This is a genomic window from Natronosalvus vescus (assembly GCF_023973145.1).
GTDB lineage: Archaea > Halobacteriota > Halobacteria > Halobacteriales > Natrialbaceae > Natronosalvus > Natronosalvus vescus.
On sequence record NZ_CP099546.1, the window covers coordinates 2,238,756 to 2,261,489 of the forward strand.

The window sequence follows — 22,734 nt, forward strand, 5'->3', positions numbered from 1 at the left end:
GTATGGACATCGGAGCCGTTCGCGAAGTGACCGTCGGCGACTGTGCCGACCTCTTCTCCGTCGACACCGGCATGTACGGAACGAGCGAGTACGGTGCAGCCTACATCCTCGACGCCGAGCGCCCCGCCATCGTCGAAACAGGCATCGGCACCAACCACGAGTACATTCTGGATGCGCTCGAGACGGTCGGAATCGACCGACCAGACCTCGAGGCCATCGTCGTCACTCACATCCACCTCGATCACGCTGGCGGGGCTGGCTTCCTCGCGGAGGCCTGTCCGAACGCCGACGTTTACGTCCACCACGTTGGTGCACCCCATCTCGTCGAACCGGAACGGCTCGTCGCCAGCACGAAAGCGGCCGTCGGCGATCAGTGGGAGTTCTACACTGATCCTCTTCCGATTCCCGAGGGGCGCGTCGTCGAACTCGAGGACGGCGACGTAATCGACCTCGGGAACTACACCCTTCGCACACACGAGGCACCGGGACACGCCCCCCACCAGGTCGTCTTCGAGGTGCCCGAGATGGACGCGCTCTTCACCGGCGACGCCGCCGGCATCTGGATCCCCTCGATCGAGCGGATCCGAGAAACCTCGCCGCCCGCCCAGTTCAACCTCGAAGGCTGTCTCGCCGACCTCGGGACGATCCGGGAACTCGATCCTTCGGTGCTCCTCTACACGCACTTCGGCCCTCGAGAAATCGACGACGTCGACACTGCCCTCGAGACCTACGGCGACGTCCTCAGCGAGTGGGTCGACAAGGTCGAAACTGCACGAGCAGAGCGCGATGACGATGTTGCCGTCGTCGAGGCACTTTCACGGGACGTCGACCCGGACATCGTCGAGACGTGGGGCGAGCGTAAGGCCCGAGCGGAGACGGCGATGAACGTTCGTGGCGTCCTCGGGTACCTCGACTGGAAAGAACAGTGAAAACTCAGCTCGAGTCCGATTCGGCTTCCGTGATCGCACTCGACACGTCGTCGTGGGAGGCAACACCGCTCTGGTCGTCGCCGTCCCCGTCCTCGTCGACGTTCGCCGAGTTGTTGGCAGCCGTCTCCTTAGTGGATTCACCAGCGTTCGCTTCGGCAGCGACTGCTGTCGGTGGCTCGACATCGGCCATCTCGGCTGCCAGCCGACAGTACGCGGCCGACGCGGGACTATCCGGTTTGAAAACGACGAGCGGCTTCCCGGCGTAGACGCTCTCGCGAACGGCCGGATCTTCCGGAATCGTCGCGAGCAGCGGCACCTCGAGACGGTCGGCGATTTCCGGGTAGGAGACGTCGCCAGTCGGGCGCGTGCACGTGACGATCAATCCCGCGATCTCGCCACCCGCGCGATCGGTGAGCTCGAGGGTCTTTTTGGCGTCGTGGACGGACGCGGGTTCGGGCGTCGAGATGAGTAAAACCGCGTCGGCAAGCCCGAGCGGTAAGACGGTTTCGTGGCTCACGCCGGCACCGACGTCGAGGAAGACGTAGTCGAATCGCTCTCGAAGCGTTTCGATGACGTCGCGAAGGCCCTCCGGGGAGGTCGCTGCGTAGTCGTCGAGTCCGGTTCCACTGGGGATCGCGACGATATTTTCGGCGAGTCGATACGTGGCGTCGTCGAGGGGAGCGTTGGTGGCCAACACGTCGTGGAGGGTGGTCGAGTCGGGGCTCAGGCTGACGAACCCCGCCAGATTTGCCATTCCGAGATCGACGTCGACGATTGCGACGCGCTTGCCCGCCTGGGCGAGCGCCGTTCCGAGATTCACCGTCGTCGTCGTCTTGCCGACACCGCCCTTTCCACTCGCGATAGCGTACACCGTCTCTTGGGACATACTCGATTACTAGCCGGACAGTGTGGCGGGAAGACCTTAAATCGTGAGCACCTGTACCCCTGTCCTGTCAGCGGAAAATACAGATGTGGCTCGGAGCTACCTGAACAGTGGGTGGGCGGTTCGCAGGTATCTCGAGCGGACGCCGAAGATCGAGAGACTACTCGATCTCCGTCAGATCGACGTGTGGGAGGGTGATGAGGTTCTCCCGACCGATTCGAAGCTTCTCGATCTCGTCGTCTTCGTCCATCTTCGAGAGCAGTTGGGAGACCTTCGCGTTCGACCAGCCGGTCTCTTTGACGATCGACGCCTGTTTCATCCGGCCACCGCTCCCCCGAAGCAGTCGCAACACCCGCTCTTCGTCGCTCAACAGCTCGGGGTCGATGTCGTCGGCGGCTGCCCCGGTCGCGCCCGCGGCCGGTGACGGCTCCATCGGTGGTGGATCTCGGGGCGCGTCGCTCGGGTCGGCTCGTCCACCGACTGGTTGATCGCCCGCCGGTGGTTCGTCAGTCTCGAGGCGCGAGCGAACGCTCGCGGGGAGCCACGCCGGCGGTGACGACCGGGTAAGTACGTAGGCGGCGACGAGCGCGACAGCCACCAGCAACGCGCCGAGCGCGCCGAGCAGCGGAAGCATTGACGTTTCCGGATCGTCGACGCCAGGAGGTGGTGTATCATCGCCGTTTTCGGGTGGGCTGGCTCCGCGAAGCAACTCCAGTTCCCGTTCGCCCTCGCGGAACTCGTGTGGGCCGTCCCAGACGAGCGCCCCGTCGCGGGTCGCGACGGGCGAGGACTGGAACGCGTAGTTCTCCGGCGTATCGATCACGAGCTGTTGGCCGTGGGCCAGTTCAGGGAACCAGGTACCGTCTGTCGACTGGAACGCGTCGCCGACGAAGATCTGATTGTTACCGCTCGTCGTGAAGTTCTCCCAGGTGAACGAGTAAGCGATGACGCCGACGGCGGTACCTTCGTCGACGCCGAACTCGGCCGTCTCGTTGTCGCTTTCTATTCGTTCGATTCGGGGGTCGTCGTAGCCGGCGTCGGCCATCGACATCTCGCGGTCGGTTGCTGCCGACGCTTCCTCGACGAAGTGCGCGTACATCTCGGGGTCGTGACCGGCATCTCGCTCGCCGTTGACGACGGACTCCGCGAAGGCCTCGAACGCTTCCTCGTCGTCCTCGTCCTCGTCCTCGAGGATGAATCGACTCTCGATCGTCCACGTCGCGTTGTCGTCCGCCGAAAGGGTGATGCGTATCACCTGTGCGGGATCGGCGGGCTCCAGATCTGTGGGTTCGGCGGACTGGAGGGTCGATTGCTCGGCCGTCCGATCGGTGATCGCCGACGGAGAGGCCATCGCGGCCGCACCGGCAGTCGCGGCGATGAGGAGGATGATGAGGGCGACGGAGATCGCGCGGGGAAACCGCATACGTCTCAACGGGTATCTCCGAGGGCAAAAAACCCTTTCCATCCGAAAATAAAACGTTACTTCGGCTTGTAAACGGTCTGCGCGCCTCTCAGCGGGTTTGAGGGCGTGGTTTTACCGCTAATGACGTGTTGCCGTGGAGTAACGACCGCTTTTTGTACCATGGGTACAATAGAATTGGCTGATGAACACCGCGGCCCCCGCCCTCCTCGCGTTGGTGCTGCTCTGTTCGCTCCCGGCGATGACGCTCGTCGCCGCCAGTCCGGGCGCGAACGCCGGCACGGAAACGCACTCTTCGACGACCGCCTTCGAGACGACTCCCCACGGAAACGGCTCGTTCCTCGAAGTCGATGGAACGACGAATCGACTGTTGATCAGCGGTGACAACGAGCGAACCCACGTCTCACCCACGCAGGACTTCAGCACGATGGTCGCGTCGGCTGACGACGAACTTCGCGTCGATGCCAACCGTTTTGCCTTCGAACAGGCGTTCGAGGAAACGGCGAACCATCAGGCACGTGGGGAACTGATCGACTCTCAGCTCGAGTGGATTCACGATCGGGTCGAGACGCTCAACGAGCGTGAACAGGCCGCTGTTCGCGCGCACGCGAATGGCGAGATCACCGACGGGGAGTTGACGCGGGCGCTGGTACGAAACTACTACGAAGCCAACGAACTTGTGCGGTTCCATGGCGAACTCTCCACGTACACGGATCGTGTCTCCGGATACAGCATCGGTTTCGAAATGCCGCGTAAAATTGCCACCCACCAGAGCGATGCGCGGGCGGAAATGGTTGTCGCTGCAACGTATGGTCACGACCTCTCCGTGACGGTCGAGACCCACGTTGACGGCTACCGCCTTTCGATGGTTGCGGGTGACACGTACCTGCAGGAAGTAACACGCTTTGACCTCCGTGATCCGGACGGTGAATCGCAGTTCGATTCCTTTGGCGCCGCCGAGGAACACGCGACCGAGCGCTACCCGTGGGCGCTTGGCACAGCAAACTCCTATCGGTTCCACGCCGCGGCCGGTAATCATCTCTTCCTGACGGAGATCACCCACAACCACGGCGAGCTGTACGCCTACATCGACGGCGCTACCGAGGAAGTCACCCGCGAGCACCAGTCGCTGTTCGTCTCGCGACTCCCCACCGAGCCAGCCAACGGTACCTGGAACGACGAATCCCTCCAAATCTCGTTGAACCGGACGCCAGCCCACGGCCCGGCGGAAGTGACCGTCACCGATAGGGAAACCGGCGACCCCGTCCAGGCGACGATCTCGATCGACGGGCACGTCGTCGGCGAAACCGACGAGGACGGCATCCTCTGGATCGCGCCACCGATCGGCAGCTACGAACTCACCGCCGAAACGGACGACCAGCGGGTCGTCGCAACCCCCTCGAGATAGCGATTTCGCGCTTCTCGCTTTTTCTCCACTCGCTGTTGCTCGTCCCTCGAGCTGCTCGAGTTTATATACGAAAGCGTCCCCAGAACGGGTCGTGCCGTCTTCCCGCCTTCACCGATCACGACACCGGGCCGAGCGATGCCGGGCAGCACGTCACCGCCACGAACGGCTTTCGAGCCCGTCCACTCGAGCGATCAGTCCCGCTCTTGGAACGGTTCTTCTGATCGCGATAACGGTCGTCCTCGCCGGGACGATCGCCGTGATGGCCGGCTCGCTGTCGTTCGCGGCTACTGAGCCGTCGGCGGCGCTCGATATCGAGGCCGACGCCGACCGAAACGAACTCGTCTTCGACCATGCGGGCGGTGACGACCTCGATGTTCGCGACCTCGAGGTACGAATCACGGTCGGTGACGAACCGCTCGACCACCAGCCACCGGTGCCGTTCGTGGGTGCGCCGGGCTTTCGTGGATCCCCCTCGGGGCCGTTCAACGCCGAGAGTTCACCAGAATGGCGCACGGGAGAACGAGCGACGCTGCGCCTCGCGGGAACGAACGAGCCACGGCTCGAGGTTGGCGACGTCGTTCGCGTCACGGTCTCGAGCGACGGGCAGACGGTCGCTCGGCTCGTGACGGTGGCGTGTTGAAGGAGCGTTCGTGATTCCTGGCGAAACGGGCGTCAGCAATCACTCGGATTCGAACTCGGGCGCTCGAGCGATCGTCGTAATCGCGACTTCGGGTTCGTAGGTCGGCCCCTGGAACAGGTGTCTGACCTCCTCGAAACCGGCTTCTTTGAACATCCGGTCGGCCTCGTACTCGTCGTAAAACAGCATCATCGCGTCGGCGAGCACCTGGGCGATTCGGTTGTCGGGGTAGTTCGGGCCGACGACCAGCACCTGCCCGCCGGGTTTGAGAACTCGGTTGAACTCCCGGAGTGCGAGCACGGGTTCGGGCCAGTACTCGATCGAGCCGGACGACCAGACGATGTCGAACGTATCGGTCTGAAACGGGAGCCGTTCGGCGTCGCCGCGATGGAAGTGAACCGGGCCGTCGGTCTTGCCGAGCTTCGTGTACGCCTTCTCGAGCTGGTGTTCGCTCTGATCGAGGGCGTAGACGGTGTCGACGTGTTCGAGGAGTCCTTCGGTGGCGAAGCCGGTGCCACAGCCGACGTCGAGTACCATCTCCGCGTCCTCGAAGTCGAGCAGGGAGAGGGCCTCCGTTCGCATCTCCTCGTTCCAGATGAACGGGTTGATCTGGTCGTAGACCTGCGAGAGGTACTTGTAGAACAGCCGTGCCCGAGCCTTGTTCTCGAGGATACCCATTGCCGGAAACTTACCAGTCGTGAGTGATAGGTCTGTCCATCAGCCGTGAAGCGCTGTGTCGGTGTCACACCCGGATTCGCTGAGACACTATCGCAACTACCTTATACGCGCTAGGGCAAACCTCGCTTGCTTAGAGTATGCCGAGGCCACAGGTTCTCAAAGAGATCACGTCGGCGGAAGAAGAGGCCGACAAAATCGTCGCATTGGCGAAGAACGACCGCGACGAGCGAATAGCCGAGGCCCGGGAACGCGCTGAGGAGATTCGCACGGAAGCGGAACAGGAGGCGCGAGACCTCAAAGAGCGTCGTCTCGAGGACGCTCGCGAGGAGATCGACGCCGAGTGTGAACGCGTGCTCCGGGAAGGAAAGCAAGACCGGGAGGCGCTGGCAGACAGCGCCCGGACGAAAGTCGGCGAGGTGACAGACCACGTCGTCGAGCTGTTCCAGGAGGACGTCAATGCTCAGACCTGAGCAGATGAGTAAGGTCTCGGTGACCGGCTCCAAATCCGTCCTGGAGCCGGTCATCGAGGCCGTCCACGACCTGCATCTGCTCCACCTGAGCGACTACGACGGCTCCTGGGAGGGGTTCGACAACGGCAACCCGATCGAGGGTGCCGACGACACCTCCGAGAAGCTCGTCACCGTCCGCTCGCTCGAGAGCATTCTCGACATTAGCGAGGACGACGCCGGCCCCGGCCGGCTCGATGACGACTGGGAGGCGCGTCTCGAGGAGGTGCGGACGAAGGTCAACCGACTCGACGACGAGCGCAGCGAGGTTCGCGAAGAGCTTCGCCAGGTGCAAGAACGAATCGACCGCGTCGCGCCCTTTGCGGAGCTCGGGATCGACCTCGACCTGCTGTCGGGGTACTCCTCGGTCGACGTCCTCGTCGGCGAGGGGAACCACGCAGAGGTCGAAGCGGCACTCGCTGGTTCCGAGGATATCCGCGCCTTCGAGACGTTCACCGGCGGCAACGTCGTGGCGATCGTCGCCGCACCCGCCGAGGACGTCGACGACGGCGCGACCATCATCGACGACGCCCTCGTCGGGCTCGAGTTCTCGCGCTATCCCGTCCCCGAGACGGACGAGAGCCCGCAGGCGTACGTCGACGACCTCGAGCACCGCAAACGCCAGCTCGAGGCCGACATCGAGGAGATCGACTCCCAGCTCGGGCGGATCAAACTCGACGAGGCGGGCTTCCTGCTTCGCCTCGAAGAGGAGCTGACCATCGAAGCACAGAAGGCCGATGCGCCGTTGCAGTTCGCGACGACCAATCGGGCGTTTGTCGCCGAAGGCTGGATTCCCACGGACGAGTACGACGCGCTCGTCGCCCGGCTGAACGACGCCGTCGGCGACAGCGTGGAAGTCGAAGAGCTCGAACGGGCGAGCTACGACCGCCACGGGGCACACAGCCACACCGAGGAGGTAGAGGACGAGGCGTCCGACGACGACGACGGGGACGCGACGGAGTACGAGTCGCCGCCACCGAAACAGCCGGCGACCGACGGTGGCTACGTGACGATGGACGACGAGCCGCCCACTCGACAGAGCAATCCCAAGGCCGCGAACCCGTTCGAGGAACTGGTACAGGTCATCTCCCGGCCAAAGTACAGCGAACTCGATCCGACGCTCATCCTCTGGTTGACGTTCCCGTTCTTTTTCGGGTTCATGATCAGTGACGTTGGCTACGGTGCGCTGTACGTGCTAATCGGATACTATCTGTACAAGAATCTCGACGGAATGCTCGGAAGCCTGGGTGCGGTCGCGATCTGGTGTGGTACCTTTACGATACTCTTCGGGTTCTTCTTCGGGGAGTTCTTCGGGTTCCACTTCCTGGGCGATATGATTCCGGGTGACACTGGCGGCTGGTACAAGGGACTAGACCCGTACTCGTCTGACTTCGCCCTCGCGTGGCTCGTGGTGAGCGTCCTCTTCGGGGTGTTCCACCTCAACATCGGCTACGTGATGGACTTCGTCGACAACCTCAGCCACGGGCTGTGGGACGCGATCACCCACAGCGTCTCCTGGATCCTGTTGCTCAACGGCATCTGGATCTGGGTGTTCACCCACCAGGCGAGTGCCGACAAGCCGGACTTCCTGTTCACCGTCTTCGACGGTCAGCCGTTCAGCCTCGGCTTCAACGGCTTCGGCGACGGGAGCATCTGGATGCTCGGTGCGACGATTCCGGTTCCCGGTGGCGGTGAATTTCTGTTCACTCTGCCGCTGGCGATGATCCTGCTGGGGGCAATCCTGCTGGGCATCGGCGATGCGCTCGAATTGGTCGAGATTCTCATCCCATTTGCCCACGTGCTCTCGTACACCCGGATGACCGCCGTCTTGCTCGCGAAGGGTGGGATGGCGTTCGTCGTCAACCTGCTCACCTTCGGTGCGTGGGAGACCCAGGAAGGGGCTCGGATGTTCGACGCCTCGTGGGAGGCAGCGATTCCCTACGAGAACTCGGAGATGATGTTCGAGGGCCTGTTCCACATGGGCGACGGTGTATCGGCGATCGTCTTCATTCTGCTCGGGATCATCGTGTTGATCTTCGGGCACATCCTGGTCTTGCTACTTGGTATCACAAGTGCCGGATTACAGGGTATCAGGCTCGAATACGTCGAGTTCTTTGGGAAGTTTTATGAAGGCGGTGGAAAGAACTACGAACCGTTCGGATACGATCGAAACCACAGTGAGGACTAAACACAATGTTCGAAATTACACCTGAAATTGCGGCGACGGTACTGCAGGGAGCAACGCTCGAGAACTTCACGGACAGCGGTGCGGCGGCGCTCGCCGTCGGTCTGGCAGCGCTCGCGACCGGGTACGCACAGCGCGGCATCGGCAGCGCAGCAGTCGGCGCGATGGCCGAGGACGACTCGACGTTCGGTAAGGGCCTCATCCTGACGGTGCTTCCCGAGACGCTCGTGATCCTCGCGCTGGTCGTCGTGTTCCTGGTCTAACCACCCCTTTCTCTCACCAATGAGTTTGGACACAGTCGTTGAAGACATTCGGGAGGAGGCCCACGCGCGTGCGGAGGACATCCGCGCCGAGGGCGAAGCCCGCGCCGAGGAGATCGAGTCGGCAGCCGAAGCTGACGCCGAGGATATCCTCGAGGCCGCCGACGAGGAGGTCGAGCGCGAGATCGCCCAACTCCGCGAACAGCGTCTCTCCAGTGCTAAGCTGGAGGCGAAACAGGAGCGCCTGGAGGCTCGACGTGACGTCCTCGAGGACGTCCGCGAGGCGGTCGAGGACGAACTCGTCGACCTTCCGGCCGACACCCGAGAGGAACTGACCCGCACGCTCCTCGACGCCGCGAGCGTCGAGTTCGACGAGGGCGACGACGTGTACGTCTACGGCCGTGCCGAAGACGCCGACCTGTTGTCGTCGATCCTCGAGGACTACGACGGCTACGAGTACGCCGGCGAGTACGATTGCCTCGGTGGCGTCGTCGTCGAGAGCGAGCAGTCCCGGCTCCGCGTCAACAACACGTTCGACTCGGTGCTCGAGGACGTCTGGGAATCGAACCTTCGGGAGATCAGCAATCGACTCTTCGAGCAATGAGTATCGGAGCCTCAAATCCGGAGTACGTGAACGCTCGCGTTCGGGCCCGCCGAGCTGCATTGTTCACTGACGAAGATTACCGCAAGCTGATCCGGATGGGGCCGAGCGGGATCGCACGGTTCATGGAGGAGACGGAGTACGAGCGAGAGATCAACGCGCTCGGGGCGCGCTTTTCGGGTGTCGACCTGATCGAGTACGCCCTCAACCGCAACCTCGCAAAGCACTTCCACGACCTTCTCGACTGGTCTGAGGGTCGACTGTACGACCTGATTGCCCGGTACCTCCGGAAGTTCGACGTCTGGAACGTCAAGACGATCATTCGGGGCGTCTACACCGACACGCCGGGCGAAGAGATCGAGACCGACCTTATCCGGGCCGGTGAAATCGACGATTCGACGATCGACCGCCTGCTCGAGGTCGACACCATCGAGGACGCGATCGAGACGCTGAACCGGACGATGTTTTACGAGCCACTCTCGGACGCCTCCGAGGTGTACGAAGATACCGGTGCGCTCGTTCCCCTCGAGAACGCCCTCGACCGGGCGTTCTACGAGAACCTGCTCGCCGACCTCGGTCGGCCACAGGAAGGCCCCGAAGCGCTGTACGTCGAGTTCCTCGAGGCCGAAATCGACTTCCGGAACGCCCGAAACGCGCTTCGCCTCGCTCGTTCGGGTGCCGACCTCGATCCCGCGTCGTACTACATCGATGGCGGCGTCCTGTTCACTCAGGCGGAGCTGAGTCGACTCGTCACCGATTACGACGAACTCGTGGGTCACATCGCTGACAGCAGCCGGTACGGCGACTCCCTCTCGCAGGCGCTCTCGCGACTGCGCGAGGCCGAGAGCCTCATCCAGTTCGAACACGCCCTCGATGCGGCGTTGCTCGAGTACGCGGACACGCTCTCGAGCAGTTATCCGGTGTCAGTATCGGCCGTGCTGTCGTACATCCTCGCGAAAGAGCGCGAGGTCGAGAATATCCGTGCGATCGCTCGCGGTCGAGAAGTCGGTCTCTCCGAAACCGAGATCGAAGAGGAACTGGTGATCCTATGAGCCAGGAGATAGCCGTCGTCGGCAGTCCGGAGTTCACAACTGGTTTCCGGCTGGCCGGCGTGAGACGGTTCGAGAACGTTCCGGACGACGAAAAGGACGAGTCCCTCGACGAGGCCGCGTTGGCCGTCCTCGAGGACGACGGTGTCGGCATCGTCGTCATGCACGAGGGCGACCTCGAGCACCTCTCGCGGAACGTTCGATCGAACGTGGAAACGAGCGTCGAACCGGTCGTGGTCACCATCGGTAGCGGTGCGAGCAGCGGTGGCGGCCTTCGCGACCAGATCAAACGCGCCATCGGGATCGACCTGATGGACGCTGACGAAGCCGAAGACAGTGAGTAACCTATGAGCCAGGCAGTAGAATCCGTCGACGAAGACGGTGTGATAGAAAGCGTGAGCGGTCCCGTCGTGACCGCCGCGGACCTCGACGCCCGAATGAACGACGTCGTCTACGTCGGCGACGAAGGGCTGATGGGCGAGGTCATCGAAATCGAAGGGAACCTGACCACGATTCAGGTGTACGAGGAGACCTCCGGCGTCGGGCCGGGCGAACCCGTCGAGAACACGGGCGAGCCACTGAGCGTCGACCTCGGACCGGGCCTGCTCGACACCATCTACGACGGTGTCCAGCGTCCGCTCGACGAACTCGAGTCGAAGATGAACTCGGCGTTCCTCGACCGCGGGGTCGACGCGCCGGGGATTGACTTAGAGCGCACGTGGGAGTTCACCCCCACCGTCGAGGACGGTGACGCCGTCGAACCCGGCGACGTCATCGGCGAAGTGCCCGAGACCGAGAGCATCACCCACAAGGTGATGGTGCCGCCGACCTCCGAGGGCGGCGAGATCGACTCGATCGAAGCGGGATCGTTCACGGTCGACGAGACCGTGGCTACCCTCGACTCGGGCGAGGAGATCACGATGCACCAGGAGTGGCCCGTTCGGTCGGCCCGGCCGGCCGCCGAAAAACAGACGCCGACGGTGCCGCTCGTCTCCGGACAGCGCGTCCAGGACGGCCTGTTCCCCATCGCGAAAGGCGGGACGGCCGCGATTCCCGGCCCGTTCGGCTCCGGCAAGACGGTCACCCAGCACCAGCTCGCGAAGTGGTCTGACGCGGACATCGTCGTCTACGTCGGCTGTGGCGAGCGTGGCAACGAGATGACCGAAGTGATCGAGGACTTCCCGGAACTCGAGGATCCCAAGACGGGGAAACCGCTGATGTCCCGGACGTGCCTCATTGCGAACACCTCGAACATGCCCGTCGCCGCCCGTGAATCCTGCATTTACACCGGAATCACCATCGCGGAGTACTTCCGTGACATGGGCTACGACGTCGCGCTGATGGCCGACTCCACCTCGCGGTGGGCAGAGGCCATGCGCGAAATCTCCTCGCGGCTGGAAGAGATGCCGGGCGAGGAAGGCTACCCTGCCTACCTCTCTGCGGCACTGTCGGAGTTCTACGAGCGTGCCGGCCTGTTCGAGAACATCAACGGCACGGAGGGATCGGTGTCGGTCATCGGGGCCGTCTCGCCACCGGGCGGGGACTTCTCCGAGCCGGTCACCCAGAACACGCTGCGTATCGTGAAGACGTTCTGGGCGCTGGACGCTGACCTCGCCGAGCGTCGGCACTTCCCGTCGATCAACTGGAACGAGTCGTACTCGCTGTACCGCCAGCAACTCGACCCCTGGTTCCGCGAGAACGTCGCCGAAGACTATCCGGAGGTTCGCCAGTGGGGCGTCGACGTCCTCGACGAGGAGGACGAACTCCAGGAGATCGTTCAGCTCGTCGGGAAGGACGCGCTGCCGGAAGACCAGCAGTTGACGCTGGAGGTCGCTCGCTACCTGCGTGAGGCGTGGCTCCAGCAGAACGCGTTCCACGACGTGGATACGTTCTGTCCGCCCGAGAAGACCTACCGAATGCTTCAGGCTATCAAGACGTTCAACGACGAAGCGTTCACCGCCCTCGACGCTGGCGTCCCGGTCGACGAGATCCAGGACGTCGACGCTGCCCCACGGCTCAACCGGATGGGAACCGCCGAGGACTGGAACGAGTTCATCGACGAGATCGAAGCGGATCTCGAATCCCAGATCAGGGAGCTCTACTAGCGAGACCAACCATGAAAGAATACCAAACGATTACGGAAATCAGCGGTCCGCTGGTGTTTGCCGAGGTCGACGAACCCGTCGGGTACGACGAGATCGTCGAGATCGAAACCGAAGCCGGCGAGACCCTGCGCGGACAGGTACTAGAATCGAGCGACGGACTCGTCTCGATCCAGGTGTTCGAGGGGACGGGCGGTATCGACCGCAACGCCTCCGTTCGCTTCCTGGGCGAGACCATGAAGATGCCCGTAACCGAGGATCTCCTCGGGCGGGTGCTCGACGGCTCCGGGAACCCGATCGACGGCGGCCCGGAGATCGTTCCCGACGAGCGTCGGGACATCGTCGGTGCGGCGATCAACCCCTACTCGCGTGAGTACCCCGAGGAGTTCATCCAGACGGGTGTCAGCTCCATCGACGGGATGAACACGCTCGTGCGTGGCCAGAAGCTGCCGATCTTCTCCGGATCGGGGCTGCCCCACAACGACCTGGCGCTGCAGATTGCTCGCCAGGCGACCGTGCCGGAAGAGGAAGGAGAAAGCGACGACGAAGAATCGGAGTTCGCCGTCATCTTCGGCGCCATGGGGATCACCCAGGAGGAGGCGAACGAGTTCATGGCTGACTTCGAGCGCACCGGCGCGCTCGAGCGCTCGGTCGTCTTCATGAACCTCGCGGACGACCCCGCCGTCGAGCGGACGGTCACGCCGCGACTCGCGTTGACGACGGCGGAGTACCTCGCCTTCGACAAGGGCTACCACGTGCTGGTCATCCTGACGGACATCACGAACTACTGTGAGGCGCTGCGCGAGATCGGTGCCGCCCGTGAGGAGGTACCCGGCCGGCGTGGCTACCCCGGTTACATGTACACCGACCTGGCTCAGCTCTACGAGCGGGCGGGTCGTATTCAGGGTCGCGACGGGTCGGTCACCCAGATCCCGATCCTGACGATGCCCTCCGACGACATCACCCACCCGATCCCCGACCTGACGGGGTATATCACGGAGGGTCAGATCATCGTCGACCGATCCCTGAACAGCCAGGGTATCGAGCCGCCGATCAACGTCCTCCCATCGCTGTCGCGGCTGATGGACGACGGAATCGGCGAGGGACTCACCCGCGCCGACCACGCCGACGTCTCCGACCAGCTGTACGCCGCGTACGCGGAGGGTGAAGACCTGCGCGACCTCGTGAACATCGTCGGTCGCGAAGCGTTGACCGAGCGGGACAACAAGTTCCTCGACTTCGCCGACCGCTTCGAGAACGAGTTCGTCCAGCAGGGCTACGACACCAACCGATCGATCGAGGACACCCTCGATATCGGCTGGGAACTGCTCTCGATGCTCCCGAAAGAGGAGCTCAACCGGATCGACGAGGACTTCATCGCGGAGTACTACCTCGAGACCGACGAGAGCGCGGAAGCCGTTCAGGCGGACTGAGCGTTTCCTGATCGCTATTTTTCGTTTGTGAACGTCTCGACCTGTATACTCGAGTACCTTCGTCAGGGATCACTCGGAATCTCACGATCTTACGATCTCACGGTCTTGCGATCTCGTGACAGAGAACGCGTCGGTTTGTGAGCGTCACCGAGCGCGTTATCATCTGGTACGAGAGGCGTGTTTGCTAGTACGAGAGGCGTGCCTGGCTCCGCCGTCGTATCCCGGTGTCAGGACGAACCGCGCATTTTGGCCCAGCGACGACCGTACACTCGCGGCAACGGATCGATCTCCGCACCGCGGACGACCGGAGGAACGGACGAGTACCGAGTGGAGGCACTGTCCGGAAGCGGACCGGTCGGGTGCAGCGAGACGGCCGTCGGGTTTCGGGGGAGTCCTCGCCGACTGCCGGCGGTTGGTGACCGGCGGTTCTCGGCATACATCTCCTCGAGGGCTGCGTGCCCCTCGAGAACGCCGCGACGAGCCAACTTCATCCGCTTTTTCGCCTGCTGCTGGAGCGCCACGTTCGGTGCCTCGGCCTGGATCTCGTCGCCGAACGCCTCGAGGTCGGCCGCCGCCTCGGAGTCACTGTCAACGGCTCCGGACAGCCGATCTGTACCGATAACGTCCTCGATTTCGGCCGCGAGTCGACGACTGGCCGTCCGAAACTCGAGGAGATCCACCGCGTTCCACAGTTCCCGTAATTCGACGGCGCGACGAATGTCACGCAGATCGAACGCCGCGTCGGCGTCTCGATCCCGGATCGCCCTCGGGATGCCGTCGATTTTGACCAGATCTGAGAGGGCGTCGGTGTGGACGCTGTCCGCAAGTTGTCCGAGGTTCACCGTCTCCAGTAGATCGTCCGCAGCGTCGGTGATTTCCCACAGTTCTCTCGCCAGATCCGAAACCCGCTCGTCGGGGGCGTCTCGTTCGATCGCCCGAAGCAGGTTGGTGGCTCCGACGAGGGCGCGGTCGGAGAGGTGACCGAGTTCGTCCGCTGTGCGCGCCCTGCTCGTATCAGTGTTCATACAACAGGGGAGGTGCCGAGCGGAGAAAACGGGACGCCTTACCAGAGAAAGGTGGCGTAAATGGAGTCGTCGGTTCTGGTCGAACGCATAGGAAATGTTGTAACAATGTACCACCGACCGCCGACCCTGTGACGGGCAATCGGCGCTGTGACGGGCAATCGGCGGTACGTGATTACATTGATCCCTATTTGACGCCGCGATCCTGCAACCGCTCTTCCTCGGGGAGGTCGACGTTTGCGTCGCCTTTCATGCTCTTGCCGAGGTTCTTCGAAATTTCGGCGAGGGTCTCGGGATCGTCCCAGTGGTTGACGGCCTCGACGATCGCTTCGGCCATCTCCGGCGGGTTTTCCGCACCGAAGATGCCGCTGCCGACGAAGATGCCGTCACACTCGTGGTGCATCATGAGGGCTGCGTCGGCGGGGGTCGCGATGCCACCGGCGGCGAAGTTTACGACTGGGAGTCGGCCCATCTCGGCCGCCTCGTGGACGAGGTCGGCGTTGGCTTCGATCTCGCGGGCGTAGGCCTCGCGCTCGTCGTGGGCCATCCCCTCGAGTTTGCGGATCTCGCCTTTGATCGTCCGCTGGTGGTAGACGGCCTGGTTAACGTCGCCGGTGCCGGCCTCGCCCTTGGTACGGATCATGGCTGCGCCCTCGTCGATTCGGCGCAGGGCCTCCCCGAGGTTGCGTGCGCCACAGACGAACGGCGCGGTGAACTCGCGCTTGTCGATGTGGTAGTCGTTGTCCGCCGGGGTGAGCACCTCGCTCTCGTCGATCATGTCGACGCCGACGGCCTCGAGGATCTGGGCCTCAGTCTGATGACCGATACGCGCTTTCCCCATCACGGGGATCGAGACCGAGTCGACGATCTCTTCGACGTCGGCAGGATCGGCCATTCGGGCGACGCCCCCGCGCTTGCGGATGTCTGCGGGGACTGCCTCGAGGGACATGACGGCGACCGCACCGGCGTCTTCGGCGATTTTGGCCTGTTCGGGATTGACGACGTCCATGATGACGCCACCTTTTTGCATGCGGGCGAAGCCGCGCTTGACGAGGTCGGTACCACGTCGAAGTTCTTCGAGATCGGTTTCCTCGGGCATAGACGTGGGTTCGGAGCCCCAGCACTTACGCGTGTTCATGTTGTCCCCCCGGGACTCCGCTCGAGCGGGCTCACGCTCTGTCGCGAGTGGCCTCGTCCTCGACATCGAGTGTGTCCGCTGCCCGTGCCCGAACGAACGTCGCAATGGTCTCTCGATCCCGTTCGGGATCGACTTCGATGGTCGTGTCGCTCGACGTCCCTTTCTTCGGCGGTCGCTCGAGCGGGAGCGTCCCACCCGCCATGGCGAAACTCGCGTCGGTCGGCCAGACGGCGACGTGGGTTTCGGTGGCGAGGCGTGTGTGATCCTGACCGTCCATCGCCGTCGCTGTCGATTCGTCACCCCTCTTAGCCCCGTCGTCGGGCGACAACGCGATCGGGTGCGCCGTCTCGAAGACGTACCAGTTCCCGGCGGTGCCGTCCCCGCGATCGAATTCGACGGTCTTGCGCTCGCCGAGGACGGCAACCCCGGCGTCCTCGAGGCGTTCGACGAACCGATCGGTAGCGTTGCTGGTCACGAGCGAGCGGAGGCGTTCCGGGCCCGCACCGAGGATCGACAGTGGTGGTGAGAACGCGAGGTCGACCGCGAGCAGTGAGCGAACAGCGAGGTCACTCGTGGTCACCTCGAGAATCTCGGCCGTCTTGCGGTGTTCGAACACCGTCGTTTCGGCGGTGATCGTGACGAAAGCGACGGTGTCTCGGTCGGTTCGCGTCCCGACGACGCGCCACCCCGGTCGAAACGATTCCGGCAACGCTGCTGTCATTGGGTTGACTTCGGCCGGGAGCCATTTGGGCGTGGTGATCTGACTCACATATAGGCCGTTGAACCGCACCCGAAAACGCGTCGAGACAGTTGCTCAGTCCGCAATCGACCTTAACGGATAGATAGCAATGGGTTCGTGTTGAGATGGCTCCTCTATGGAAGGTTGGCATCGCCGAACCGTACTCGCGACTGGTGTTGGTCTCGCGGTTGGCAGTGGGGCCGCGTCGGTCGGGGCTGGGCAGGACGACTCCGAGGGGGAAGACGACACCACGGGAGCCGGGGATCCGGACTTCGAACGACCGACAGAAGTCGCCTGGCGGTACGATGGGTCGTTCATCATCAGTCGTACCGTCGCCACCGACGGCCGGGTCTACACGCAGGCGGCCGGCGGCGTTACCGCAATCGAGGCAGCCGATGGCGAGTTCGCGTGGGAAACCGGGGACATCGGCGCGTTCGGAACGCTCTCGCTCGAGGACGACACGCTCTACGTTGCTGGCGATCCGATCCAGGCGGTCGATGCGGATAAGGGCGACAGGCGCTGGGAGAGCGAGCTCAGCAGTACGGAGCTCGTCGTCGGCCACGAGACGGTATTTACCTCCGTCGACGGAACCGTCTACGCGCTGGACGCTACGGACGGGTCGATTCGCTGGGAACGCGAGTCCGTCACCGTAGATACCGACGACGGACAGGAAACCGTCGACGAACTGGCTATTGGCGACGTCGGTGGGGATGCAGTCTACGTCACTGGCTCGAATCACAGCGGTGGCGGATCGGCCATCATCGCGCTCGAGCCGGAGACGGGTGACGCCTTCGCCTGGGTGACCTACGGAATCGAGTTATCGAACCTCACCGTCGGGGCGGGCCACGTCGCTGGCTACGGCGTCGGTGACGAGACCGCAGTGGTCTTCGACGTCCTCGCTCGAGAGCTGGTCATCCAGACCGGGACGTTCAGTCACTCGATCAGCGGTGGCGCGTTCTTCGCGAACGGACGGAACGAGTTTGTGGTGTACGATCTCTCCGCGGGTGGCGAGCGAGCCTGGGAACGCGAGTCGTACTACGCTCATAGTCAGCCAGTCGTCGTCGGCAACACGGTTATCGCGGCTCATGGGTCTGCGGATGCGGGTTCCGGCGAGCGAATTATTGCCTACGATCTCGAGACCGGGAACGAACAGTGGCAATACGATCTCGACGGCGAGGAGTGGACGAGTGGCGCTATCGATACGTCGATCGTGGTCGACGAGAACACCGTCTACGTCCCACGCGGTGGGGAATTAGTGGCGCTTCGAACGACGAATGGTCAGGACGATACCGACGAGGTCGGTGCCGACGAATCCGACGATTCCGGCGACACTGACGAAACTGACGACACCGACGACGATTCCGGAACCGACGGAACCGACGACGATTCTGGGACCGACGACACTGGAGCTGACGATGACGGGGGAGCCGATGGCTCTGACAACGGTGGTGACGAAGACGGAGCTGACAGCGACACCGAAGATGACGGAACGGGGAACGAATCCGGTGACGATTCCGGGACACCTGCCCCGGCCACCGAGGAGAACGACCTCAGCATCGACACCGACAGCCTTCCGGGGTTCACGACCGTGACGGGGATCGTTGGTGGGGGTCTCGGCCTCGAGTGGCTGCGTCGACGGGCCGAGGCGGACGACCCGGCCGAGTAACGTGAGTTGAGGGATCCGATCGAGTTCAGTGGATCTCGAGCCGATATCTGTCCCGAGCTGGCACAGACTGCTCGTCGGGGGTAGTCTCCCGTTCGAGGCTGGCTGTTGGGCTCTGCGAAGGATTACCCATGACGTACCCCCTCGACGATCCAGTCTCGAGGTGTGTCTGGTTGCTCGTCGAAACGTCACAATTACGAGAGCTCCGCTCAGTGCCCACCGTCCAGTTCATCGAGTGAATACCGCGGCTGATATCCGGCGTACTGACCGATCGGTGCGAGTATCCTCACGAGTGCCTTCTGTACGCTCACGGGAACCGACGTCAGGTAGAGGTGATCGGGATGGGCCGCCTGCGTCACCGCGAACTGTAAGGGGTTCAACCGCCCCCGCTCGTCCATCCTTTCCAGTTGAGCGAGGACGTACAGTGTTTCCGTGAGCGACTGGGCCTCGAGGGCCGGATGAAACGCCAGTGTGACACGACTTGGTTCGTCCGACGGATTCCAGATTCGGTGGGGAACGCCCGCCGGAAGCCGAACGGTGTCGCCATCCTTTAGGACGTCTTCGACCTCGCCATGGGAAACGCCCAGTTCACCGGATAGCACTTGCCAGTGTTCCGCTTGCCGAGGATGGACGTGTTCGATCGGGAAATCGATCAACCACCGCTCGTGCGGGAGGGTATACTCGTCTCCGGTCGCCGACGCTCGTGGATAGAGCGTGAGTTCGAACTCGACGAACGCCCCGTCCGTCTCAGCCGCCGTTTCACGGACGACGATCGGATCCCCCGTCACTTGACCTCGTTCTTGATCTGTCATTTCTTCCTCGAGCCGATGGGGTAGACGATGGTCGAGGTGGACAAATAGCTATCATTCCGCGGGATCGGTGTCGTCGCTTGTACTCTCCCACGCGTCGACTGGTGAGCGAAATTGAACCTCACCACGTGATTTCGCTCACCAGTTCAGGCTTGGAAAAGCACTAGTGGCGTTTCACGCCTGAACTGATGAGTGAAACCCGATTGCGTCCATCCGGTTTCATCCATCAATCGACGGTTGGAAGGGAACTAACCCATTGCCCGACTCGAGCTCGGTTGGAGGTGACGAATCTGTGAATCGGTGCGAATCTGTGAACGGGTACACTTCGGATAGATCGGACGAACTCCCCGGAAATTCGTCCAGGCAATCCGGGCGAACGGCCACGTACTCGAGAGTGGGATCGAATTGGTTGAGCACTGTGATACAACTATTTCCTTGTACTGCCTATGCATTCCATGGGTTCGACCGACCGGTACCATGTTGACGAACGGGTTCCCAGCGAACGGGAGATCCGAGACGACCGAATACGTCGGGTCACTCGGTGGAGCGGATACGTCATCGCACCAGTGCTGTTTCTGGCGTTCGTCTCTCTCTACACGTTTCCGGGTGAGACGGGAACGTACTTCGCATGGGAGATCAGCCCGACCCTCACCCCTCTCCTGATGGGATCGGGATACGGTGCCGGCGCGTACTTTTTTTACCGCGTCGTGACGATCGACGAGTGGCACCGCGTTCACGTCCTGTTTCCGGGTATCGCGGTCTTCACGCTGGCGATGGCTGTCGCGACGTATATCCACTGGGACGCGTTCACTCACGGCCACGGCTCCACCTGGCTGTGGGTGTTCCTGTACGTGGTGACGCCGGTTCTAATTCCAGTGCTCTGGCTGTACAACGGTCGAACCGATCCCCGCGAACCGCCAGCCGACGCGCTGACGGTGCCGCCGATCATCCGTCGGGTGAGCGGCGTCATCGGCGTCGCGATGACGCTCGTCCTCGCCGCGCTCTTCGTCTCGCCGGAACGGATGATCGATACCTGGCCCTGGGCCGTCAGCCCGCTCACGTCTCGAGTCCTGCTGGGGTGGGCGGCCGTGTTCAGCGTCGTCAACGTGTTCTTCGCGTTCGAAACCCGCTGGAGCGCCGCCAGGATACCGATCCAGAGTCTCGTCATCTGGTTCGGATTGATGCTCGCTGGGTTCGCCCGATCGTGGAGCGACGTCGAACCGACGAATCCGATTCTGGGGGTCGTTCTCGGTGGAATCGTGGTTTACCTCGTCGGACTGTCCGCGCTGTACGTCCTCATGGAACGCAGACAACCCGGCTCGAGTGGACGCTGACACGGATCGCGTCCGTTGTCGGCGTAATTGAGACGTCTCAGTCCGCTCGGAGCCCTTCGAAGTAAATCGCTCGCTCCTCGTCTGGCGCGGGTGCTGTCAGCCAGGACACGCCGAGCGTTAGAACGAGACCGAGTCCCATTCCGACCAGCCCGGCCGACCAGCCGCCGTAGATCCCGGGAACGAACGGGAGGAAGACGCTCGAGAGGTAAAACAGCTGGCTCCCGAGGATCGCGGACGTCATTCCCGCTCGCGTCGTTCCCCGCCAGTAGAGCGCGACCATCACTGGCAAGGCGAGCTGGGCGAAGCCGCTGAACGCCGCGTCGCCGAGTTCGAACAGCGTGGCGGGGTTGTAGAGGCTCGCGACGAACGTCGCGACGGCGAAGACGACGACGCCTACGCGGGCGATCAGATCCTCCCGACGCTCGGAGAGTGTCGCGTCGACGAACGGCCGGTAGAGGTCGCGGGTGAAGTACGACGACCCCGAGAGCAACATCGAGTCCGAGGAGGACATCATCGCGGCCATCGCGCCGGCGATAACGAGCGCGGCGAACCACGTCGGAGTGAACTCCGCGAGGATCAGCGGGAGGACGTTCCCGCCGGCTTCGATTTCGGCGACCGAGATGCCGGTCTCGAGCCCGCGTGCCCAGGCACCGAGCAGGAACGCCGGGACGAACAGCAAGAGACAGAGGATCGGCCAGAGGGCGAACGATCGTTTGAGAACCTCTTTCGAGCCGGCGGCGAAGAACCGCTGGTTGACCTGCGGGAACATCGCCACCCCGAACCCGATCGTGATCGCCGTCGAGAGCATGAACTGCGGGGAGTAGTAGGCGCTGCCGAGGGAGAGGTGCTCGCTCGCAGTCGCCTCGAGTCCAGCCGTCGCGACGCCGGGGCCACCGACGACGGCGAGCACCCAGAGCAGGGCGACCCAGGTCGTGACGAGCATGAACGCGCCCTGGAGGGTGTCCGTCCAGGCGATTCCCCGGAACCCCGCGAGGACGACGTACAGAATCATGAAGAGGGTGATCAATCCGGCTCCGGCCGCGTAGGGGACGACCCCGTCGGTCAGTGCCGCCAGCGCAGTGCCTGCGCCGACCTGCTGGAGCATGACGTACGGGAAGAGCCAGATCAGGCTCACTCCGGCAACGAGTCCCCGAAGCCGTTTCGAGCCGAATCGGTCGCCGAGCATCTCGCCGAGGGTGACGTAGCCACGCTGTCGGCCGAGTAACCACTGCTTATACCCGATGACGTACCAGAGCACGGCGAAGATGAGGCCGTCCATCACGCCCATAACGAGGATCCACTCGGGGCCGTACAGGTACGCGAGGTTCGGCCCCGCGAAGAAGGTAAAGGCCGACAGCAGGGTCGCGAACGTCGTAAACAGCAGGACGACGGTTCCGAGCGTTCGGCTGGCGAGATAGAAGTCCTCGGCCGTCCGTTCGGTCAGGCGGTAGGCGACGAGACCGATCGCCAGCGCCAGCAGCAAGTAGCCGACGATGATCCCGAGTTGGATAGTCAGGCTCACCGGCGATCACCTCTGGCTTCGCCACCGGTTCCGCCTTCACCGTCGGCTCGAGGTGAATTTTTGGCCGACATCCCACCGGCAGGTTCGATCCCGACGCCCCAGTAGCGCTGGGCGAACACCCAGAACAGCGCCGACGCCAGCAGGAGCCAGCCGACATGCCACCAGAGCCACAGCGGCAGTCCCAGCACTATCGTCGAGTCCCCCCAGAGGAACCAGGGGATGCCGAGCAGACAGATGATTGTAGCGATGATCCCCCATCCTGCTCGCTCGACCCAGTCCATAGGTGCGCTCGTCACTGCCACTGTGTAACCGTTTCCATCTGTCCCTCCTTTCGAAGAACTTCTCTATTCAAGCGGTTTTATCGGGCTCTCGAGCCGATATTCGCAAGGTAAAATCGCTCTTTCAGGTAGGGAAAG

Annotated in this window: 22 protein-coding genes; 13 read left to right on the forward strand and 9 right to left on the reverse strand. The window is 63.0% G+C overall.

All coding sequences use genetic code 11. The annotated features are described in order from the left end of the window. The first annotated feature begins 2 nt into the window (after nt 1-2). The gene (locus NGM68_RS10690; RefSeq protein ID WP_252698115.1) at nt 3-929 is read left to right on the forward strand and encodes an MBL fold metallo-hydrolase; all 927 of its coding nucleotides are present in this window, start codon (nt 3-5) and stop codon (nt 927-929) included. A 4-nt stretch (nt 930-933) separates the two neighbouring features. Here the strand turns inward: NGM68_RS10690 and minD are convergent, their stop codons facing one another. Together minD and NGM68_RS10700 are read right to left on the reverse strand one after the other, a co-directional pair. After that, nucleotides 934-1,815, reverse strand: a complete 882-nt coding sequence (gene minD / locus NGM68_RS10695) for a MinD/ParA family ATP-binding protein (protein ID WP_252698116.1) — start codon at nt 1,813-1,815, stop codon at nt 934-936. Between the two features lie 157 nt (nt 1,816-1,972). Then, entirely contained in the window at nt 1,973-3,235 is a 1,263-nt protein-coding gene (locus tag NGM68_RS10700; protein WP_252698117.1) for a helix-turn-helix transcriptional regulator, read from the reverse strand. 181 nt (nt 3,236-3,416) lie between these two features. Here NGM68_RS10700 and NGM68_RS10705 point away from each other — a divergent pair, with 181 nt between their 5' ends. Together NGM68_RS10705 and NGM68_RS10710 are read left to right on the forward strand one after the other, a co-directional pair. Continuing rightward, nucleotides 3,417-4,640, forward strand: a complete 1,224-nt coding sequence (locus NGM68_RS10705; RefSeq protein ID WP_252698118.1) for a DUF7096 domain-containing protein — start codon at nt 3,417-3,419, stop codon at nt 4,638-4,640. Between the two features lie 91 nt (nt 4,641-4,731). Beyond that, a complete protein-coding gene (locus NGM68_RS10710; RefSeq protein WP_252698119.1) occupies nt 4,732-5,280 on the forward strand; it encodes a type IV pilin N-terminal domain-containing protein in 549 nt (182 codons plus the stop codon). A 39-nt stretch (nt 5,281-5,319) separates the two neighbouring features. Here the strand turns inward: NGM68_RS10710 and NGM68_RS10715 are convergent, their stop codons facing one another. Beyond that, complete coding sequence (locus NGM68_RS10715) at nt 5,320-5,955, reverse strand: methyltransferase domain-containing protein (protein WP_252698120.1); 636 nt, start codon at nt 5,953-5,955, stop codon at nt 5,320-5,322. A gap of 137 nt (nt 5,956-6,092) precedes the next feature. Here NGM68_RS10715 and ahaH point away from each other — a divergent pair, with 137 nt between their 5' ends. From ahaH to NGM68_RS10755, 8 genes are read left to right on the forward strand one after another with little or no spacing between them, the layout of a single operon-like run. Beyond that, nucleotides 6,093-6,425 (forward strand): ATP synthase archaeal subunit H, encoded by a 333-nt coding sequence (gene ahaH / locus NGM68_RS10720; RefSeq protein ID WP_252698121.1) that lies wholly within the window; start codon nt 6,093-6,095, stop codon nt 6,423-6,425. 4 nt (nt 6,426-6,429) lie between these two features. Next, a complete protein-coding gene (locus tag NGM68_RS10725; RefSeq protein WP_252698122.1) occupies nt 6,430-8,649 on the forward strand; it encodes a V-type ATP synthase subunit I in 2,220 nt (739 codons plus the stop codon). 5 nt (nt 8,650-8,654) lie between these two features. Beyond that, nucleotides 8,655-8,909: a hypothetical protein gene (locus NGM68_RS10730; protein WP_252698123.1), complete on the forward strand. Its 255-nt coding sequence runs from the start codon at nt 8,655-8,657 to the stop codon at nt 8,907-8,909. A gap of 19 nt (nt 8,910-8,928) precedes the next feature. Continuing rightward, nucleotides 8,929-9,510 carry a V-type ATP synthase subunit E gene (locus NGM68_RS10735; RefSeq protein ID WP_252698124.1) on the forward strand — a complete coding sequence of 194 codons (582 nt, stop codon included), beginning with the start codon at nt 8,929-8,931 and terminating at the stop codon, nt 9,508-9,510. Further along, on the forward strand, nt 9,507-10,559 hold the full coding sequence (locus NGM68_RS10740; protein ID WP_252698125.1) for a V-type ATP synthase subunit C: 1,053 nt from the start codon (nt 9,507-9,509) through the stop codon (nt 10,557-10,559). The genes NGM68_RS10735 and NGM68_RS10740 overlap by 4 nt, the downstream gene beginning before the upstream one ends. After that, nucleotides 10,556-10,900, forward strand: coding sequence for a V-type ATP synthase subunit F (locus NGM68_RS10745; protein ID WP_252698126.1), 345 nt, complete (start codon nt 10,556-10,558; stop codon nt 10,898-10,900). The genes NGM68_RS10740 and NGM68_RS10745 overlap by 4 nt, the downstream gene beginning before the upstream one ends. A 3-nt stretch (nt 10,901-10,903) precedes the next feature. Beyond that, on the forward strand, nt 10,904-12,661 hold the full coding sequence (locus NGM68_RS10750; RefSeq protein WP_252698127.1) for an ATP synthase subunit A: 1,758 nt from the start codon (nt 10,904-10,906) through the stop codon (nt 12,659-12,661). An 11-nt stretch (nt 12,662-12,672) separates the two neighbouring features. Next, nucleotides 12,673-14,091: an ATP synthase subunit B gene (locus NGM68_RS10755; protein WP_252698128.1), complete on the forward strand. Its 1,419-nt coding sequence runs from the start codon at nt 12,673-12,675 to the stop codon at nt 14,089-14,091. A gap of 227 nt (nt 14,092-14,318) precedes the next feature. Here NGM68_RS10755 and NGM68_RS10760 read toward each other — a convergent pair whose 3' ends face one another. The 3 genes from NGM68_RS10760 to NGM68_RS10770 form a co-directional block, all read right to left on the reverse strand. Further along, nucleotides 14,319-15,116, reverse strand: coding sequence for a hypothetical protein (locus NGM68_RS10760; protein ID WP_252698129.1), 798 nt, complete (start codon nt 15,114-15,116; stop codon nt 14,319-14,321). A gap of 184 nt (nt 15,117-15,300) precedes the next feature. Beyond that, nucleotides 15,301-16,212 carry a pyridoxal 5'-phosphate synthase lyase subunit PdxS gene (pdxS, locus tag NGM68_RS10765; RefSeq protein WP_252698130.1) on the reverse strand — a complete coding sequence of 304 codons (912 nt, stop codon included), beginning with the start codon at nt 16,210-16,212 and terminating at the stop codon, nt 15,301-15,303. A 70-nt stretch (nt 16,213-16,282) separates the two neighbouring features. After that, nucleotides 16,283-16,972, reverse strand: a complete 690-nt coding sequence (locus tag NGM68_RS10770; RefSeq protein ID WP_252698131.1) for a DUF6517 family protein — start codon at nt 16,970-16,972, stop codon at nt 16,283-16,285. Between the two features lie 154 nt (nt 16,973-17,126). Here NGM68_RS10770 and NGM68_RS10775 point away from each other — a divergent pair, with 154 nt between their 5' ends. Next, entirely contained in the window at nt 17,127-18,656 is a 1,530-nt protein-coding gene (locus NGM68_RS10775) for an outer membrane protein assembly factor BamB family protein (RefSeq protein ID WP_252698132.1), read from the forward strand. A 206-nt stretch (nt 18,657-18,862) separates the two neighbouring features. Here NGM68_RS10775 and NGM68_RS10780 read toward each other — a convergent pair whose 3' ends face one another. Continuing rightward, entirely contained in the window at nt 18,863-19,441 is a 579-nt protein-coding gene (locus NGM68_RS10780; protein ID WP_252698133.1) for a cupin domain-containing protein, read from the reverse strand. Nucleotides 19,442-19,917: 476 nt separating this feature from the next. On the opposite strand from NGM68_RS10780, the gene NGM68_RS10785 reads away from it, so the two are divergent. Further along, nucleotides 19,918-20,796 carry a hypothetical protein gene (locus tag NGM68_RS10785; RefSeq protein WP_252698134.1) on the forward strand — a complete coding sequence of 293 codons (879 nt, stop codon included), beginning with the start codon at nt 19,918-19,920 and terminating at the stop codon, nt 20,794-20,796. A 37-nt stretch (nt 20,797-20,833) separates the two neighbouring features. On the opposite strand, the gene NGM68_RS10790 is transcribed toward NGM68_RS10785, so the two are convergent. After that, complete coding sequence (locus NGM68_RS10790; protein WP_252698135.1) at nt 20,834-22,318, reverse strand: sodium:solute symporter family protein; 1,485 nt, start codon at nt 22,316-22,318, stop codon at nt 20,834-20,836. Next, the gene (locus NGM68_RS10795) at nt 22,315-22,599 is read right to left on the reverse strand and encodes a DUF3311 domain-containing protein (RefSeq protein WP_252698136.1); all 285 of its coding nucleotides are present in this window, start codon (nt 22,597-22,599) and stop codon (nt 22,315-22,317) included. The genes NGM68_RS10790 and NGM68_RS10795 overlap by 4 nt, the downstream gene beginning before the upstream one ends. Nucleotides 22,600-22,734: the final 135 nt, after the last annotated feature.

What these genes read in the sequence shown, in the direction of transcription:
- NGM68_RS10770 (WP_252698131.1), bottom strand. Translation starts at nt 16,972, where the DNA reads ATGACAGCAGCGTTGCCGGAATCGTTTCGACCGGGGTGGCGCGTCGTC.
- NGM68_RS10750 (WP_252698127.1), top strand. Translation starts at nt 10,904, where the DNA reads ATGAGCCAGGCAGTAGAATCCGTCGACGAAGACGGTGTGATAGAAAGC.
- NGM68_RS10705 (WP_252698118.1), top strand. Translation starts at nt 3,417, where the DNA reads ATGAACACCGCGGCCCCCGCCCTCCTCGCGTTGGTGCTGCTCTGTTCG.
- NGM68_RS10745 (WP_252698126.1), top strand. Translation starts at nt 10,556, where the DNA reads ATGAGCCAGGAGATAGCCGTCGTCGGCAGTCCGGAGTTCACAACTGGT.
- NGM68_RS10730 (WP_252698123.1), top strand. Translation starts at nt 8,655, where the DNA reads ATGTTCGAAATTACACCTGAAATTGCGGCGACGGTACTGCAGGGAGCA.
- minD (WP_252698116.1), bottom strand. Translation starts at nt 1,815, where the DNA reads ATGTCCCAAGAGACGGTGTACGCTATCGCGAGTGGAAAGGGCGGTGTC.
- NGM68_RS10740 (WP_252698125.1), top strand. Translation starts at nt 9,507, where the DNA reads ATGAGTATCGGAGCCTCAAATCCGGAGTACGTGAACGCTCGCGTTCGG.
- NGM68_RS10775 (WP_252698132.1), top strand. Translation starts at nt 17,127, where the DNA reads ATGGAAGGTTGGCATCGCCGAACCGTACTCGCGACTGGTGTTGGTCTC.
- NGM68_RS10690 (WP_252698115.1), top strand. Translation starts at nt 3, where the DNA reads ATGGACATCGGAGCCGTTCGCGAAGTGACCGTCGGCGACTGTGCCGAC.
- NGM68_RS10735 (WP_252698124.1), top strand. Translation starts at nt 8,929, where the DNA reads ATGAGTTTGGACACAGTCGTTGAAGACATTCGGGAGGAGGCCCACGCG.
- NGM68_RS10785 (WP_252698134.1), top strand. Translation starts at nt 19,918, where the DNA reads ATGGGTTCGACCGACCGGTACCATGTTGACGAACGGGTTCCCAGCGAA.
- pdxS (WP_252698130.1), bottom strand. Translation starts at nt 16,212, where the DNA reads ATGCCCGAGGAAACCGATCTCGAAGAACTTCGACGTGGTACCGACCTC.
- NGM68_RS10760 (WP_252698129.1), bottom strand. Translation starts at nt 15,116, where the DNA reads ATGAACACTGATACGAGCAGGGCGCGCACAGCGGACGAACTCGGTCAC.
- NGM68_RS10725 (WP_252698122.1), top strand. Translation starts at nt 6,430, where the DNA reads ATGAGTAAGGTCTCGGTGACCGGCTCCAAATCCGTCCTGGAGCCGGTC.
- NGM68_RS10700 (WP_252698117.1), bottom strand. Translation starts at nt 3,235, where the DNA reads ATGCGGTTTCCCCGCGCGATCTCCGTCGCCCTCATCATCCTCCTCATC.
- NGM68_RS10755 (WP_252698128.1), top strand. Translation starts at nt 12,673, where the DNA reads ATGAAAGAATACCAAACGATTACGGAAATCAGCGGTCCGCTGGTGTTT.
- NGM68_RS10715 (WP_252698120.1), bottom strand. Translation starts at nt 5,955, where the DNA reads ATGGGTATCCTCGAGAACAAGGCTCGGGCACGGCTGTTCTACAAGTAC.
- ahaH (WP_252698121.1), top strand. Translation starts at nt 6,093, where the DNA reads ATGCCGAGGCCACAGGTTCTCAAAGAGATCACGTCGGCGGAAGAAGAG.
- NGM68_RS10795 (WP_252698136.1), bottom strand. Translation starts at nt 22,599, where the DNA reads ATGGACTGGGTCGAGCGAGCAGGATGGGGGATCATCGCTACAATCATC.